Annotated in this window: 17 protein-coding genes; 6 read left to right on the top strand and 11 right to left on the bottom strand. The window is 67.2% G+C overall.

All coding sequences use genetic code 11. The features are described from left to right. Positions 1 to 53: 53 nt before the first annotated feature. The gene (locus tag BM175_RS14620) at positions 54 to 647 is read right to left on the bottom strand and encodes a hypothetical protein (protein ID WP_090964271.1); all 594 of its coding nucleotides are present in this window, start codon (positions 645 to 647) and stop codon (positions 54 to 56) included. A 238-nt stretch (positions 648 to 885) separates the two neighbouring features. On the opposite strand from BM175_RS14620, the gene BM175_RS14615 reads away from it, so the two are divergent. After that, positions 886 to 1383: a prolyl oligopeptidase family serine peptidase gene (locus BM175_RS14615; RefSeq protein ID WP_090964269.1), complete on the top strand. Its 498-nt coding sequence runs from the start codon at positions 886 to 888 to the stop codon at positions 1381 to 1383. A gap of 396 nt (positions 1384 to 1779) precedes the next feature. Here BM175_RS14615 and BM175_RS14610 read toward each other — a convergent pair whose 3' ends face one another. Genes BM175_RS14610 through BM175_RS14595 form a run of 4 tightly spaced genes read right to left on the bottom strand, consistent with a single transcriptional unit; the run spans position 1780 to position 6239 of the window. Beyond that, positions 1780 to 2742, bottom strand: coding sequence for an SMP-30/gluconolactonase/LRE family protein (locus tag BM175_RS14610; RefSeq protein ID WP_090964267.1), 963 nt, complete (start codon positions 2740 to 2742; stop codon positions 1780 to 1782). 19 nt (positions 2743 to 2761) lie between these two features. Next, on the bottom strand, positions 2762 to 3727 hold the full coding sequence (locus BM175_RS14605; protein ID WP_090964265.1) for a substrate-binding domain-containing protein: 966 nt from the start codon (positions 3725 to 3727) through the stop codon (positions 2762 to 2764). A gap of 23 nt (positions 3728 to 3750) precedes the next feature. Then, on the bottom strand, positions 3751 to 4740 hold the full coding sequence (locus tag BM175_RS14600; RefSeq protein ID WP_090964401.1) for an ABC transporter permease: 990 nt from the start codon (positions 4738 to 4740) through the stop codon (positions 3751 to 3753). Between the two features lie 11 nt (positions 4741 to 4751). Further along, positions 4752 to 6239, bottom strand: a complete 1488-nt coding sequence (locus tag BM175_RS14595; protein WP_090964263.1) for an ATP-binding cassette domain-containing protein — start codon at positions 6237 to 6239, stop codon at positions 4752 to 4754. Positions 6240 to 6386: 147 nt separating this feature from the next. On the opposite strand from BM175_RS14595, the gene BM175_RS14590 reads away from it, so the two are divergent. Further along, the gene (locus BM175_RS14590) at positions 6387 to 7391 is read left to right on the top strand and encodes a LysR substrate-binding domain-containing protein (protein WP_244546018.1); all 1005 of its coding nucleotides are present in this window, start codon (positions 6387 to 6389) and stop codon (positions 7389 to 7391) included. Positions 7392 to 7400: 9 nt separating this feature from the next. On the opposite strand, the gene BM175_RS14585 is transcribed toward BM175_RS14590, so the two are convergent. The 4 genes from BM175_RS14585 to BM175_RS14570 all read right to left on the bottom strand — a co-directional run bounded on the left by BM175_RS14585 (position 7401) and on the right by BM175_RS14570 (position 11330). Then, positions 7401 to 8438, bottom strand: coding sequence for a transketolase family protein (locus BM175_RS14585; protein WP_090964262.1), 1038 nt, complete (start codon positions 8436 to 8438; stop codon positions 7401 to 7403). Further along, on the bottom strand, positions 8435 to 9292 hold the full coding sequence (locus BM175_RS14580; protein WP_090964260.1) for a transketolase: 858 nt from the start codon (positions 9290 to 9292) through the stop codon (positions 8435 to 8437). Before BM175_RS14580 ends, BM175_RS14585 begins: the two co-directional genes overlap by 4 nt. A gap of 98 nt (positions 9293 to 9390) precedes the next feature. Further along, the gene (locus tag BM175_RS14575) at positions 9391 to 10278 is read right to left on the bottom strand and encodes a sugar phosphate isomerase/epimerase family protein (RefSeq protein ID WP_090964258.1); all 888 of its coding nucleotides are present in this window, start codon (positions 10276 to 10278) and stop codon (positions 9391 to 9393) included. A 128-nt stretch (positions 10279 to 10406) separates the two neighbouring features. Next, entirely contained in the window at positions 10407 to 11330 is a 924-nt protein-coding gene (locus BM175_RS14570) for a LysR substrate-binding domain-containing protein (protein ID WP_090964396.1), read from the bottom strand. A gap of 189 nt (positions 11331 to 11519) precedes the next feature. On the opposite strand from BM175_RS14570, the gene BM175_RS14565 reads away from it, so the two are divergent. From BM175_RS14565 to BM175_RS14550, 4 genes are all read left to right on the top strand, one after another. Beyond that, complete coding sequence (locus BM175_RS14565; protein ID WP_090964256.1) at positions 11520 to 12272, top strand: SDR family NAD(P)-dependent oxidoreductase; 753 nt, start codon at positions 11520 to 11522, stop codon at positions 12270 to 12272. 83 nt (positions 12273 to 12355) lie between these two features. Continuing rightward, positions 12356 to 13360 (top strand): TRAP transporter substrate-binding protein, encoded by a 1005-nt coding sequence (locus BM175_RS14560; protein ID WP_090964254.1) that lies wholly within the window; start codon positions 12356 to 12358, stop codon positions 13358 to 13360. After that, on the top strand, positions 13357 to 13938 hold the full coding sequence (locus BM175_RS14555) for a TRAP transporter small permease (protein WP_090964252.1): 582 nt from the start codon (positions 13357 to 13359) through the stop codon (positions 13936 to 13938). The genes BM175_RS14560 and BM175_RS14555 overlap by 4 nt, the downstream gene beginning before the upstream one ends. Then, positions 13935 to 15194: a TRAP transporter large permease subunit gene (locus BM175_RS14550; RefSeq protein WP_090964250.1), complete on the top strand. Its 1260-nt coding sequence runs from the start codon at positions 13935 to 13937 to the stop codon at positions 15192 to 15194. Before BM175_RS14555 ends, BM175_RS14550 begins: the two co-directional genes overlap by 4 nt. Here BM175_RS14550 and BM175_RS23325 read toward each other — a convergent pair. Further along, the gene (locus tag BM175_RS23325; protein ID WP_342029271.1) at positions 15181 to 15471 is read right to left on the bottom strand and encodes a LysR substrate-binding domain-containing protein; all 291 of its coding nucleotides are present in this window, start codon (positions 15469 to 15471) and stop codon (positions 15181 to 15183) included. The genes BM175_RS14550 and BM175_RS23325 overlap by 14 nt on opposite strands. Then, complete coding sequence (locus BM175_RS14545; RefSeq protein ID WP_342029270.1) at positions 15356 to 16114, bottom strand: LysR family transcriptional regulator; 759 nt, start codon at positions 16112 to 16114, stop codon at positions 15356 to 15358. Before BM175_RS14545 ends, BM175_RS23325 begins: the two co-directional genes overlap by 116 nt. Positions 16115 to 16131 lie beyond the last annotated feature (17 nt).

Genomic DNA, 16131 nt, shown 5'->3' with positions numbered 1-16131 from the left:
GCCTTCGAACGGTCGCGCAACGGGCGACGCAGGACTGACGGGGGAGGGCGGAGTCAGTCGGCGCGGCGTATCACCCTCGTCCGGGAACCGAGCGGGGTGTCGAGGTCGAGGTCGACGACCCGGGCCAGCGCCAACGCAGCGACGGCCGCAACGGGGCGCGACGCATGCCGCATGATCGCCAGACAGTCGGCAAGGGTGACGGAGCCATCCTCGTCGAGCGCAGCCAGCAATCTGATCCTGTCGTCGATGGTCACGCGCCAGCGGGCGAAGGGGAGGATCAGCTTCGCGTTCTCGAGCCGCACTTGATCTACGTCGATCGGCGTCACGATGCGGGCGGCCGGCGGCAGGTTCTCCGACGCCGGATGGGGCTGCCCCGCAGGTTGGAGGAACAGGTACTCGACGCCGCGATCGCCGTGAGAAGAGAAATCGGCCGGGTGCGTGCATCCGTCCACGGCCACCCGGCACCGCCAGTAGTCCACCTCGGGATCGACGTCGAGAAGGCGTGCGACGTCGGCCGCAAGACCCGATGCCATCGTGACCTCGCCGCGGCAGCGGATGGGGCGATAGCCCGTTCCGTCACCGCGCGGGCCGTCAGACCCGCGCTTGAACGTCGGAACGGAAACGCCGGCAAATTTATCTTGGAACATGAGATCGCTCCGCACGGACGGGGCGTCGCCTCTCGTCCTTCAGCCTCGTTGGGGGCCTGCGTTCAGCGTATCGGAGGAAGGGCGAAATCGATCCACGCGGACGCGACGCCCAAGGCGTACCAAGCTTCCCCCGTTCTGGTCGAAGTCGTTCGCATGGCCACAATATAAGCGTACAGCGTCACGAAAGTCAACATGATGTTGGCTTGACGTCGTCGTCGAAGGTGCCGACCCATTCGTGATGCCGGATCGTCGACTGACCCCGTTCTCGCAGAGCCGGGAGAATGGACGTCCTCGCATGCGTCTGGGTCGATGCCGCCTCGCGCGGCGACCGGCATCCCGGAAAGTCAGCCATCTTGCCGCGAGATGGCTGCGATCTGCGGAAGCGGCTTCATCGCAAGCCGCCGACATCCTGGCGGAACGGGGCATCGCGGCCCTCCGCATCGATTTCCGCGGAAGCGGAACCAGCGGAGGCAAGTTCGAAGACATGACCGTCGAGAGCGACATCGACGACGCGCTCGGCGCGCTGGCTTGCCTGAAGGAGAACGCCGACGTCGACGGTCGAAGGATCGCTGTCCCCGGCAAGAGCCTTGGCGGCATCGTCTCGTCGGCCGTCGCGGGCCGGGCGGGCAACGGCCTGAAACCCGTCGTCCTATGGAACCGGGGAATCAACGCTCCCGCAGCCTTCGACACCATTTTCGGGCTCGGGGGCATGCGCAGGAGACTGGTGGCGACATAGGCGCCGGTCGCGGCGACGATGGCGAATGGAACGAAAGTCAGGTTGAAGGGAGACTTTTTCCGAAGCCTCTATCGCGTCGTCCCAGCGGCCGAGATCAACCTTTATGAGGTTCCGCTTCTCCTGGCGGTCGGTACGGAGGACGCCATTGTCAATCCACAACCGGAGTCCGCCGAAGCCTTCCTCTCATATCAACGCGGTCGTCACGTACCATGGGACCGACCCGTCGACCACGGTTTCGACGTCGAAAAGAACGCCGACACGGTCTCAGCCCTCGGCCTGACACCGCGCGGCAGATCAATCTTCCAGCGTGCGGACTGGAGCCGTCGTCCCTCCATTCGCCCGCACATTCGCGCGTCCGCCTTGTCGAGGGTCATCGCTCATGCCGACGCGCCGTACTCAATCGATCGTCGGGTAATGGAGGGGCAGGCCGCGGCAGGGAACCGAAAGTGCCTCGACCCGTCCGGCGCTGACTTCGGTGACGAGGAGGGTTTGTCCGTCGCGGGCGAATGCGCAGTTGGTGGGGGCTGCTCCCTGCAGCATCAGCCGCTCGTCGACGGAACCGTCCCGGGCCAGCACGGTCACGTTCCGCTGGCCGTAGACGGTGCAGTAGAGGCGTCCGTCGGAGCCGAACTTCATCCCGTCCGGACCCTTGAATCCCGTCTGCTCGTCAGGCTGCAGGACGTGGCCGAAATATTCGCGCTTCGGTTCGACGGCGACGAGGACCTCATAGCGGTAGACGTCGCCCGGGAACGAGGCGTTGGCGTAGAGCCGCCCCTCGGCGTCGAAGGCGATGCCGTTGGTGAAACGGATGCCCCGGTCGATGACGCGCACAACCTTTCCGGCCTTCGGGTCGATCTCGTAGACGCGACCGTCCCAGTCGAGGTCCATGAACCCCTCGGCGAAGTCCTGGCCGTCGAGGAAGTCGTCGAGCGCCAGGCCGGAGTCGGTCATGTAGAGATGCCCGTCGGGGCCGAAGGCGAGGTCGTTGGGAAAGCGGAAGCGCTCCGACCCGTCTCCCTCGATCCGCAGGAGCTCTTGCCCGTCCGGCGCGATGCGGATGAGGGCGCGCAGGCCCGCCTCCGCGATCCAGATCATGCCGTCGCCGTCGATCGCCAAGCCGTTCGGCCGTCCCCAGGTGCGCAGGACGACGCGCCGACTGTTCCCCGGCCCGAGATGAGTGACCTGAAGCGTACCCGCGGACATCTCGGTGACGTAGAGCGAGCCGTCGGGCAGGGCGACGGGGCCCTCGGGGGCGCCGACGCCGGTCGCGAAGAATGTGGACTGGCTCAACGCCTGGAACTCCCTTGGAAACGTGATCGGGCCGTGCAGTTTCAGCCACAGGAGGGGAAGGGAAGCCATGCTGGCTTCCCTTCTTGTGTCAGTTGCTGGGCGGGAAGACGCGCGCGATCACCTTCTGGGCTTCCGGCGTCTCCACCTTGTCGGCGGTCACGAGCGGCATCACGAGCGCGAGGTTCTGCGTGACCTCGCCTCCGGTCAGGGCATTGTACACCTGCTGCGTGCCGTCGATGCCCTGGCCGACCGCCTCCTGGAAGAAGATGCCCTGGATCGCGCCCTGCTTCAGGAGCCCGATCGTCGTCGGGGAGCCGTCGGCGACGGAGACGCCGACCTTGCCCGTCAATCCACGCGTCGCAAGGACCTTGGCGGCACCCGTGCCCGCCTCGTCGTACATGCCGTAGATCGCCTTGATGTCGGGATGGGCGGTCAGCATGTCGTTGGCCTGCGTGACCGCCTCGTTGACGGTGAGGCCTCGCGTTTCCAGCATCTGGGCGAGCGTGCATCCCTCGGCCGCGAAGGCTTCCTCGGCGCCCTTCAGATACTTCTGAGCGTTCTCGCGGTCCTGCGGCAGCGACAGCACGCCGACTTCCTTGCCGCCGCGCCCCTTGGCGAGGTCGCAGGTGAACTTGCCCTGCGCCTTGCCCGTCTCGTAGTTGTTGGCGGTGACGGCGGAGGTGAAGTTGGTGAGGCCAGGCTGCGGCCCGATGCCTGCGAAGGCGACGGGGATCTTCTCGTTCGCGAGGTAGTTGAGGAGCGGCGGGGTGGAGGTGGAGCTGACCGGCCCGATCACGATGGCGTCGACACCCTTGGTGACGGCGACGCGGGCGTTGTCCATCTGCTTGGCGGGCGAGTTCTCGGACGTGTACTCGACATAGTCCATGCCGAGTTCCTCCGCCTTCTGCTTCACGCCATAGCCGACCCATTGCCAGTAGGAGATGTCGAGCGAGGGCGCGATGTAGGCGACCGTCTTCTTCTCCTGCGCAAGCGCGGGCGCGGCCAGGGCCGTTGCGGCAAGCGCAGCGGCACAAAGGGTCTTCAGGATCGTCATGTTGGTTCCTCCCGTTGATGACGTCAGATGCGGCCGCTGTTGCTGAAGCGGTCGATAAGCACGGCGAGCAGGATGGCGACGCCGGTGACGGAGCCCTGCCAGAAGCTGTTCACGCCGATGAGATTCACGCCGTTCTGGATGCAGGTGATCATGAGCGCCCCAAGCACGGCACCGACCGCGCTTCCCGTGCCGCCCGCGAGGCTCGCCCCGCCGATCACCACGGCGGCGATCGCCTGGAGCATGAGGCTGGACCCTGCCGTCGCCTCCGCGTTCAGGATGTAGCTGGCGGTCATAATGCCGGAGAAGGACGCAAGGAGACCCGAGGCGACGTAGGCCGCGAAGGTTACGCGCTTCACCGGAATGCCGATGAGCCGAGCCGCGTTCGCCGAGGTGCCGACCGCGTACAGCCAGCGCCCTACGACGATTTTCTGCAGCAGGAACTGGATCGCGACCATGAAGACGAGGCAGAACAAGAGATGGTTCGGCAAGCCCGGAACCAACTCGCCCGAATTGAGCAGCCAGAAGTCGGGGTCGGCGATCGGCATCGAGCGCCCGTTGGTCACGATGAAGGCAAGGCTTCCCGCCACCGCGAAGGTGATGAGGCTCACGACGAAGGGCGCGAGGCGCACGACGGTGACGAGGAAGCCGTTGATCGCCCCGAAGGCGAGGCCAACGCAAAGGCCCGCAAGGCTCGCGCTGACGTTGCCGTATCCGTTCGACATGGCCAACGCCGTGACCATGCCGGTCAGGGAGAAGACCGAGCCGACCGAAAGGTCGATGCCGCCCGTCACGACCACCAGGAAGACACCGAGCGCCATGATGACCAGGGGGGCGGCGGCCTGAGCGATGTTGCGCATGTTGCCCATGCTGAGGGCGGAGGGCACGAACGAGCCGACGGCCAGCAGCAGCATGACGATGGCGACCGCGATGGCGATCTCGGTACGGTAGGACTGAAGCAGCCCCGGGGCGCGGCTTCGGACGACAGGCTTTGCGGGGGAGGGGGGTAGTGTCATGGATGCCTCGCTCATGCGGCCATTCCGGTGAGCTCGGCGAGCCCGTCCTCGTCGAAGCGCTCGCCTGCGAGAAAGCCCTTCGGTGTCCCGTCGGTGTCGAACGCGAAGATCGCGTCGCAGAGCTCGAGGAGCTCGACGTTCTCCGTCGACCACCAGACGATGATGGCGCCCGCCTCCGCCATCCGGCGGATCAGGGCGTAGATGTCCCGTTTGGTGCCTATATCCACGCCGCGCGTCGGCTCTTCCAGGACCACCATGCGCAGGGGCAAATCGAGCCAGCGGGCAACCAGGAGCTTCTGCTGGTTGCCGCCGGACAGCGAGCCCGGCAGGTCCCAGATCGAGCCGGCCTTGAGCTGGAGGGCGGCGACGAGCGATGAGCATTCATCGCGTTCGCCCCGCCTGACGAACCCACGACCGTCCCGTACGCGCCGTGCGGCCACCACGTTGTCGAGGATCGGCAGCTTCGAAAGGACGCCCTTGCCCGCCCGGTCTCCCGGCACGAAGCCGACGCCGGCGCGGATCGCCTCGCGGGGTGAACGGAACGGGGCTGCGATGCCGTCGCCGCTGAGACGCCACGGCGACGATGTCCTTGCACCGACGAGCATCGCGATGAGTGCGCTGGGACCCGAAGGCGCACCTGCGAGACCGAGAATGGTGCCGGGCTGTATGTCGAGCCGCGTGGCCGCCGGCCCATCGAGCCTCAGGGCCCCCTTCTGATCGCCGCTTCCCGTCACTCGCTTGCGGCTGACCGCCGCCCGATGGGCGGGCTGCCCCATGTGGGCCACGATGTCCGCGTCGGCGAGTTCCGTCATCGGCGCGGCGTCCACCACCGTCCGCCCGTCGCGCAGGATCGAACAGGTGTCGCAGAGCGCCCGGATCTCCTTCATCCGGTGCGAAACGAAAACGATTCCGATCGCCTTCTCCCGCGCCAGCCTTCTCAGGAGCGAGAACAGTTTCTCCGTCTCGCCCGCCGTCAGGTTGGCCGTCGGCTCGTCGAGGAGCAGGATCTCGGCGCCGATCGAAAGGGCGCGGGCGATCTCGACGACCTGTCCCTCGTGGAGCGACAGCGTGCGGGCGGGAATGTCGAGGATCCGTTCGGCCAAGGCCGGATCGATGAGGCGCAGCGCCTCGGCCGCGATCGACCGTGTATGCCCACGGCGCGCAAGCGAGAAGGCGGACGTCGCGTGAGCGATCCCGATGTTCTCGGCGACGGTGAGTTCGGGCAGCAGCGCGAGCTCCTGGTGGACCACCGCGATCACGGGTGGCTTTCCGTCCTCCCGCACCGAGCGGAGCTGAATCCTCCCGGCATCGGCCGCCGCAAGCCCGGTGACGATGCGGATCAATGTCGACTTGCCGGCGCCGTTGCCGCCGAGCAGGGCGTGGATCTCTCCGCGACGCAGCCGAAAGTTCGTTCCTTTCAGGACATGCGTGGCGCCATAGCTCTTCTCGATGTGGGTCGCTTCCAAGAGCGGCGACACTTCGAACCGCTCAGCCGTCATGGCGCCCGCGTTCGGTTATCAAGGCCGCACGCAGCCGTCCGCCCGCCTTGCGGGCCGTCTCCCAAGTCATCGGGTTTCCTCCCCCCGTGTCCTGCTGATGATGGCGGGATCGGGGTGCTGTTTTCAATTTGGTTTTCATCTGCTTTAGTGAAGGTGAACTTCACTGACGTTGCGCGAAGTAATCCCGTGAACCTGAATTCCATGTCGTATTTCGAGGCCGTGGTTCGGCTGGGCGGCGTCGCCAAGGCTGCCGACGAGATGCAGGTGTCGGTCTCGGCGGTCAGCCAGCAGCTCCGCCAGCTGGAGCAGCAGCTCGGCGTCAGCCTGTTCCATCGGGAGAAGCGCCGGCTGGCGCTGACCATCGACGGCGAGCGCCTGTTCCAGACAACGACCACGGCATTCGAATCCATCCGGGACGTGCGCAACGCCATCATGCGGCAGCGCGAAAGCTTCCACTTGAGCGTGCGCGTGAGCCCCTCCTTCGGGGACTGCTGGCTCGCCCCGCGTCTGGCCGATTTCATCCGGCACAATCCCCGTTGGGAGATCCGGGTGGACGCGACGCCCAACTTCTCAGACTTCGCGACCGAGGTGGTCGACCTCGATCTGCGCTACGGCGACGGGAGCTGGGCAGGCCTGCATTCGAGCTGTGTCGTCAACGACCTGATCCTGCCGATGTGCTCCCCGGGTTACCTCGCCGAGCTCCGGGCGATCTCGCAGGATCCGCGCGAACAACTGCACCAGGCGCGGCTGATCGACAGCGCAAAGGCGTATTTCCGCTGGAACACATGGTTGCCGCGACATGGTGTGGCGCCTTCGAAGCCTGGCTTCCCCTACCGCTTCGACCGCTCGTCCATGTCGATGAGACTGGCGATCGAAGGAGCGGGCGTGGCACTGGAAAGCACCACCATCGCCCTCGACGCGCTCCTGTCGGGGCAACTCGTGCCCCTGTCACCGTGCTTCGAGGCGATCGAGTTCCCGGCCTACTGGATGGTGTGCCCGCACAGGCACGTCAGCCGGCGTTCGGTGCGCCTGTTCACGGAATGGGTCGCAGAGACCGGCCAGGAACACACGGCGCGCGCGCGGCGCTTCCTGACCGATCTGGGCTTCCGCTTCTGCCTCGATCCCCGCCCGCACCTCTTGCCGGGGGCCTGAGGTCCGGCGTCAGAGCCAGCCCTTGATCTGCTCGGCGATCTTGGCGACGGAGATGCCGTACATGTCATGTAGCGTCGGCAGCGCGCCCGCTTCCAGGAACTCGTCGGGCAGGCCGATCATGCGGAAGGACGGGGTCACGCCGGCTCGCAGGAGCGTCGACGCCACCGCTTCCCCGAGGCCGCCGACCACCGTGTGGTTCTCGGCCGTGACGACGAGGCGCCCACCGCGCCCGGCCTCGCGCAGGATCGTCTGCGTGTCCAGCGGCTTGATGGTCGGCGAGTGGAGCACCGCCACGTCGACGCCGTCCTTCGAAAGCTGCTCGGCGGCATCGAGCGCGCGCATGGTCATGAAGCCCGACGAGATGACAAGGACGTCCTTGCCCTCGCGGATCACCTGGGCCTTGCCGATCTCGAACTGGTAGTCCGGCTTCCATCGGCTCAGCACTGCCGGCACCTTGCCGCGCAGGAGGCGGGAGTAGATCGGGCCGGGATGGGCAGCCATCGCGGCTACGGACTGGCGGATGTCGACCGCGTCGCACGGGTCGATGATCGTCATGTTCGGCAAGCCCCGGAATATCGCCAGATCCTCCGTCGCCTGGTGGCTCGGGCCGTAGCCGGTGGTCAGGCCCGGCAGGGCGCAGACGATCTTGACGGGGAGGTTCTCCTCCGCGATCGCCATGGCGATGAAGTCGTAGGCGCGGCGCGAGGCGAAGACGGCGTAGGTCGTGGCGAACGGCAGGAAGCCCTCGCGCGCCAGCCCGGCAGCCGCCGAGACCATGACCTGCTCGGCCATGCCCATCTGGTAGAAGCGCTCAGGCATCGCCTGCGCGAGGATGTGGAGGTCGGTGTACTTCGCCAGATCCGCCGACAGGCCTACGACGCGCTCGTCGGCCTTGGCGAGCTCCACCAGCGCGTGGCCGAAGGGGGCGTTCTCCGTCTCATAGCCCTCCGCGGCCAGCGAGGCGATCATCGCGGAGGTGGCGACGCGCTCGCCCTCGGGGATCACGCGGCGGGGCTGGTACTTGCGGGCGAGGGATGCGTGGGTCATGCGGGCTTGCCTTCCTCCAGAACGGCCAGGGCCTTCGCCCACTCGTCCTTCTCGACGCGGACGAAATGGGTGATCTCGCGGGTCTCCAGGAACGGCACGCCCTTGCACATCAACGTGTCGAAGACGATCGCACGGGGCTGGTCGCCCGGGTGATTGCGTGCGGCGTCGAAAGCCGCCACCACGGCATCGAGGTCATTGCCGTCGACGCGTTGGGCATGCCAGCCGAAGGCCGTCCACTTGTCGAGGAGAGGCTCGGCCGAAAGCATCTGCGTCGACTTGCCGTCCGCCTGCTGGTCGTTGAAGTCGATGAGGCAGATGAGGTTGTCGAGCTTGTGGTGAGCGCCCGCCATGGCTGCTTCCCAGGTCGAGCCCTCGCCGAGTTCGCCGTCCGACATGAGGTTGTAGACGAAGCGGTCGCTGCCCTTACGCTTCAGGCCCATCGCCACGCCGACGGCGATGCCGAGCCCGTGGCCGAGCGAACCGCCGGTGATCTCCATGCCCGGCGTGTAGGAGGCCATGCCCGACATCGGCATGCGGCTGTCGTCCATGCCGTAGGTCTCGAGCTCCTCCTCGGGCAGGATGCCGGCTTCCATCAGGACTGCATAGAGCGCGATGGCATAGTGGCCGATCGACAGGAGGAAACGGTCGCGCCCTTCCCATTCCGGGTCGGCCGGGTCATAGCGCAGCGCGTGGAAGTAGGAGGCGGCGAGAACGTCGGCGATGCCGAGCGCCTGCCCGATATAGCCTTGGCCTTGAACCTCGCCCATCAGGAGCGCCTTGCGCCGGATGTTCCAGGCGCGGCGGGCGAGGGAAACGTTGGACAGGGCGGATGGGGGGCGTTGGTCTTCGGGCATGGATCCTCCAGTTCGGCGGATGGTAGATGGGCGCGGCCGGCCGGCGCTTCGACGAGGGACGTCGTCCGTTAGCGAGCGTCCGTCAGTTTAGCTGAGCTTCAGATCGAGGCATGCAGCTTGTCCCGTACGAAGGTCAACGACCGGGCAAGCGCCGTCTCGATCTCGGGCAGGGGAACAGGCTCGCTGCGCCGCACGGGCTGCGCGTCGGGGCGCCGATGGAGGCGCAGAGGCAATTCGAGGCTGACAGGCAGGGCGGGCCGCTCGCGGCAAGCGTCAAGGATGCGTCCGCAGCCGATCGTGCCCTCGCCGATGGCAGTGAAATGCCAGCCGTTGTCGTCCCGCACGAGATCCTTGACGTGGATGTGGATGCAGGCCGGCATCGCCTCGATCGCGTCCGCGGCGAAGTCCTCGAGGGCCGGACGGTGGGATGCGGTATTGGCTGCGTCGTAGTTCAGGCCCAGCCGCTCGCGGCCGAAGCGGCGTACGAGAGCGAGACCGTCGGCCGCCGTGTTCAGGAGGTTGTCGCTGCCGTCGCCGGGGTTCTCCAGCGCGATCGCGACGTCGAGTTCGTCCGCGAGGCGGAGGAGGCTCTCCATGTTGCGCAGGAACGCCAGCTCGTGCGCGCGTGCTGCCGCGTTGGTGGCTACGATCCGTGCCCCTATCGCCCGGGCGAAGCGCATGCGGCCGCTGAAGACGTCGACGGCGTCCGGCAGTCCGAGGTCGATATGCGAAGACATGGCGAAACAATCGAGGCCGCTCGCCTCGATCAACCGTCGATACGCACCCGCTCTCCCGTCGGTGAAAACCGCCTCGTCGAACGGCTCGGTGTAGCCGACAATGAAAGCGGGTTCGACATGCGTCGCACCCAAGCGCGCCAGACTGTCGAAGGCTTCCGCGGGCTCGTATCCGTCGTAAGGAGCTGCCGAGACCGACACGATGCGCCCGGCATTGACTGCCGTGTCCCTCCCTGCGTCGCTCCGTTCCATGGTGAATCCCGTTCCGGCGCGGCGACGGACGCCGCTACGAGGGCGGCCGGTGCCCTCCCGGCCCCGGATCGTTCCCTCGAATGGCGGCACCATGCGGCGGCGACGGACACCGCGGCAAACGCGAATATCTAACCGTGTGATGAAACGAATTCATCGGTATCGTCGATGAACGGGGCAGGCGCATTCAGTTCCTCGCGCAGCCATTCCGCGAAGGCGCCGACAAGCCGTCTTTGAGATCCGGATTTCGGGTAGCACAGGTAATGACCGACATAGCGAAGGTCACGGGTCCGTCCGGCAAGAGGCGCGACCAACTTGCCGGCCAGGATCTCGCGCTGCGCCAGACGGGTTGATTCCAAGGCAACGCCGAGCCCGTCGGCGGCCGCGGCGATGGCAAGGAACGAGCGATCGAAGCTCATCGCCTGGGTGGAGGGCGCCGCCAAGCCGTTGGCCACGAACCAGTCCGGCCAGCGCAGGCGCTTGTTGTCGCTGCGGATGAGGATGCGCTGAAGGAGGTCGGACGGCACGCGAATGCCCTCTGCCACCTCCGGGGAGCAAAGCGGGGTGACCAGTTCCTCACCCAGCGGTTCCACCGTCAGGTGTTCGCCCACCGGCTTGCCGTAGACGATGTCGGCGTCGAACTCGCCATCGGTGAAACGGGCATACTCGGTCGAGGCCGCGAGACGCACCTCGAGGCCGGGATGGGCGGCCAGAAAGGTCGGCAGGCGCGGCGACAGGATCTGTGCCGCGAAGCTCGGCGCGCTGTGCAGCCTGAGGAGGCGCGACCGCCGGGCCGACACGCTTTCGACGCCGCGCCGCAACTCCTCGAAGGCGGCGGAAACGTGCCGCATAAGGATCTCGCCGTCGCCCGTTAGCCGTATGGTTCGGGCGGACCGATCGAACAACGGCGTGCCGAGGTCGCGCTCCAGTTTCACGATCGCGTGGCTGACCGCACTGGGCGACAGGTTCAGCTCACTGGCGGCAGCCCGGAAGGTACCGTGGCGCGCAGCGGCCTCGAACGTGCGGATGGACGAGAGGGAAACGCCGTTCAGCATGGCATGTTGAACCAGATTCATCCCATCGTGTAAACTTCGCGTTTGCGACCTTGGAGGTGGGCGCCTCTATTCCGGGAAGGACGCCATGACGGTCTGCGAACCGTCGGGTGGGGAGACGAAGCAAGGGGTCTGGCATCGGAGCGGCGACATCGCCCTCCCGACCCCGCTTCCTGGGAGAAGGCAGAATACATGTTGCTCAAGGACAAGACCGCCGTCATTTCGGGAGCGGCAAGCCAGCGGGGCATCGGTCGGGCAACCGCCGAACTTTTCGCCGAGCACGGGGCGCGCGTGGCGATCCTCGACCTCGATGCGAGCGCCAGCGCCGATGCCGCCAAGTCGCTGCCGGGCTCCGGCCATGTCGGCATCGCCTGCGACGTGACGGACAAGGCCTCCTGCGAGGCAGCGGCGGCGTCGGCGATCGAGGCCTTCGGGCGCGTCGACATTCTGATCAACAATGCCGGCATTACCCAGCCGCTCAAGACGCTCGACATCTCGCTCGAGAACTGGGGCCGCGTGATCGACGTCAACCTCACCGGCGTCCTCCTGCTCAGCCAGGCCTTCGTGCCGCACATGAAGGAAAAGGGCGGCGGCTCCATCGCCTGCATGTCGTCGGTCTCGGCGCAGCGCGGCGGCGGCATCTTCGGCGGCCCGCACTATTCGGCCGCCAAGGCCGGAGTGCTGGGGCTCGCCAAGGCGATGGCGCGCGAGTTCGGCCCGGCCGGCATCCGCATCAACTCGGTGACGCCCGGCCTCATCCAGACCGACATCACCGGCGGCAAGCTCACCGACGAGATGCGCACCGACATCCTGAAGGGCATCCCCCTCAACCGCCTCGGCGACGCGGCGGACGTGGCAAAGATCTACCTGTTCCTCGCCTCCGACCTGTCGTCCTACGTCACGGGCGCCACGATCGACGTCAACGGCGGCATGCTCATTCACTGACCATTGGACCATCCACCGCGGGGTGCGGACGGAAGAGGAGCCGTCCGCCCCGGATCGCGACACGAACAACGGGAGGACTTTCCATGACCATCCAACTGACGCGCCGCGCCATGCTGGCGGGCCTCGGCACCGCTCTCGCCGCCCCGGCGGTCCTAAGCTTCCCGACCCGGGCGCGCGCCGCCACAGTCCTGACGCTCGGCCACGGAGCCGCGCCGGGCAATCCGCGCACGCTGGCGGCGGCGCGCTTCTCGGAGCGGGTGAAGGAGAAGACCGAAGGGCGCATCACGATCAACGTCGCGGGCTCCGAGACGCTCGGCTCCGACGCGGCGATGCTGACCAGCCTGCGTACCGGCGCGCTCGACCTCACCGCCAACAGCCAGGGGCCGGTCTCGGCGATCGTGCCGGAGATCGCGGTTCTCGGCCTGCCCTTCCTGTTCACCGACGCGTCGAAGGCGATCGCCATGCTGGACGGGCCGGTCGGCGAGGCGCTGGCCGCCAAGTTCCAGGCGGTCGGCATCGTGCCGCTCGGCTACTGGGACAACGGCATCCGCCACCTGTCGAACTCCAAGCGCGAGGTGAAGGCGCCGGGCGACGTCTCGGGCCTTAAGGTGCGCACGCCCGCCGACCCGATGACCATCGACATCTTCCAGGCGCTCGGCGCCTCGACCGAGCAGATCGCCTTCGGCGAACTCTACGTGGCGCTCCAGCAGGGCGTCGTGGACGGGCAGGAGAACCCGCTCGCCAACATCGCGAGCTCCAAGCTCTACGAGGTCAACAGGTTCATCGCGCTGACCGCCCACAAGTGGGAATCGACGCCCTTCCTGATGTCGCAGATCGCCATGGCCCGCATCGGCGGCGATCTCGACGCGGTCAAGGCTGCGGCTGCCGAGGCCGGCCAGATGCAGCGCGAGCTGTCGGCCAAGACCGCCGAGGAGACGCTGGCGAAGTTCCGGGCCGACGGTGCGATCACGGTCACCGAGGTCGACCGCGCCGCTTTCGTCGAGGCGACGAAGCCGGTGGCGGAAGCCTGGAAGCAGAAGGATTTCGGGGACTTCGTGTCCCAGGTCGAGGAAGCGGCGCGCGGATGACCTCCCTCCCGGATCCGGGCGCCCTGCCGGGTGGGCCGCCGCGCCCATCCGGCACCGCATTCGCCGTCGCCGACGGGATCGACAGGGCGGTCGGCCTGTTCTGCCGCCTCGTCGTGATCGGCTCGGGCGTCGCGCTCACCACCGTGATGACAGCCAACGTGTTGGCGCGCTACGCTCTCTCGTCCGGTGGCTTCCGCTTCGCGCAGGAGTTGCCGACGCTGCTGTTCCCGTTCTTCATCGTCGCCGGTATCACGCTGGCGGCGCAGGGCGGGCTGCACATGGCGGTGGAGTGGCTCTACGACCGCTTCGCCGCGCGCGGCAAGGCGATGCTCTTCGTGTTCAGCCATATGTGCGTCATCGCGAGTTTTCTGGTCCTCGCCTGGCAGGCGCGCGTCGTCGCCGCGATCGCCGGCGTCGAGCATAGCCCCATCCTCGGCCTGCCCAACAGCATCGGCTACCACGTGGTCTCCGTCGGGGCGGTTTTGGTCGCCGTCGTCACCGCCACAGCCACCTTCCGCGTCGCCCGGCTCGGCTGGGAAGCCCGCCCGCAGACGAGCGCCGAGGAGCTGCCGCTATGACCCTCATCATGATCGGCGTCTTCCTCGTCACGATGTTGCTCGCCATCCCCGTCGGCTACGGGCTGATCATCGCGGCGGGCGTCGCGATCCTGTCGCACGGCTTCCTGCCGCTCTCGATCGTCGCCCAGCAGGTCTACGACCAGACCCAGTCCTTTCCGATGCTGGCGCTGCCCTTCTTCATGCTGGCGGGCACCCTGATGCTCGGCGGCAAGCTCGGCAATCAGCTCCTCGAACTCGCCAGCCACGTCATGCAGCGCTGGCGGGGCGGTGCCCTGTCGACCACGGTCGTCTCGTCCGTCGTGTTCGGCGGCGTGTCGGGCTCGGCGGTCGCCAACGCCTCGGCCCTCGGCTCGGTGCTGATCCCCTGGCAGAAGCGTCAGGGCTACCCGGCCCCGCTCTGCGCGGCCAACAACGCCACCTCGGCGGTGATCGACGTCCTGATCCCGCCCTCGATCCCGATGATCCTCTACGCGCTGGTCAGCGGCGTGTCGGTGGCCGACCTCTTCGTCGCCGGCATCCTGCCGGGCATCATCATGGCAGTCAGCTTCATCGCCGTGTGCTGGTTCGTGTCCTGGCGCCGCGGCTACGCGGTAAACCTTAGCAGCATCCGCAAGCGCGAGCTGGCACGCCTCGCCCTGAAGAGCTTTCCGGCGATCCTGCTGCCCATCCTCATCATCCTCGGCCTGCGCTTCGGCTTCGCGACGCCGACGGAGGTTGCGGTCCTGTCGGTCGTCTATTCGCTGGTGCTCAGCCTCGCCTTCTATCGCGACCTGACGCTCAAGCGGTTCTGCGACAACATGGTGGAGGCAGGCGTCGCGACGGGCGTCGTGATGCTGGTGATCATGGGCTCGGCGGCCGTCGGTTGGATCCTGACCTTCGACCAGGTGCCGCAGACCTTCGCGGCCTGGGTGTCGGCCAACGTGTCCAACCCGATCCTCGTCATCCTGATGATGAACGTCCTGATGCTGATCGTCGGCATGCCGCTGGACCTGCCGCCGTCGATCCTGCTGCTCGGGCCGATCTTCGTGCCGCTGGCCGCCACGATCGGGCTCGATCCTGTGCAACTCGGCCTGATCATGGTGATCAACCTCGGCATCGGCCTCTACACGCCGCCGATCGGCACGACGCTGTTCATCTCGTCGTCGATCGCCAAGACGTCGCTGGGCGCGACGACGCGGGAGCTCTGGCCGTTCTTCGCCATGGCCATGCTCCTGCTGCTCGCCGTCAGCTACGTCCCGGCGCTTACCCTTTATTGAGGCCCGGGCCCGTAGCGCGGGAGCTCGGATTTCGGGGTAACTCGTGGAGCCTGGCGCGAAGGCGTTCGGCGGCGAAATCAAGGAAGCGGCGCAGTTTCAGCGGCATCTGCCCGCGGGTCGCATGCACGAGATGGACGGGCACGGGCTCCGGTTCGGCGTCCTCAAGGACGAGCCTTAAGCGGCCGGTCTCGACCGCCTCGCTCACCTGATAGTGCAGGAGGCGGATGATCCCGGTGCCGAGAACCGCCGCATCGACCGCCGCCTCGGTGGTGGTCACCGCGAGGCGCGGCCGCAGCGGGATGTCGATCGGCCGTGCGCGCCGTGGCGGCGAACCGCCAACTGGTTTCCACCATCGGGCCCTCCACCGCGACGACGGGCCGATCGCGCAGGTCGTCCGGTGTCGCCGGGGCGCCGTACCTGTCGAGGAAGGAGGGGCTCGCGGCGGCGACGACGCGCATCGTGCCGACCTTCGTCGCCACCATCGAACTGTCCGCCAGCGGCCCGATCCGCACCGCCATATCGACCTCGTCCTCGACCAGATGGACGTTGCGATCGTTGAGGAGCAGTCGGACGCTGATCTCGGGGAACGCCGTAAGGAAGTCGGCGACCGTCGGCAGGACATGGAGCCGCCCGAACTGGATCGGCGCGGTCATCACGAGCTGGCCCTTCGGTTCGGCATATTCGCCGGCCGCTTCGCGCTCCGCGGTCTCGACATCGTGGAGGATGCGCCGGGCCGCGGCGAGATAGGCGATGCCCGCATCGGTCAGCGCGAGGCTGCGGGTGGTTCTCACGAGAAGCCGGGTTCCGATCCTCGCCTCGAGATCCGAGATCTTCCGGCTCAGCGTCGGCACGGGCATGCGCAGGGCGCGACCGGCGGCCGACAGGCTGCCGCGGTCCACCGCCTCCCGCAGAAGGGACATGGCTTCCAGGCGATCCA

Source organism: Aureimonas phyllosphaerae (assembly GCF_900113065.1).
GTDB classification, from domain to species: Bacteria; Pseudomonadota; Alphaproteobacteria; order Rhizobiales; family Rhizobiaceae; genus Aureimonas; species Aureimonas phyllosphaerae.
Note: the sequence above shows the minus strand (reverse complement) of the source record. Positions and strands in the feature narration are given on the sequence as shown.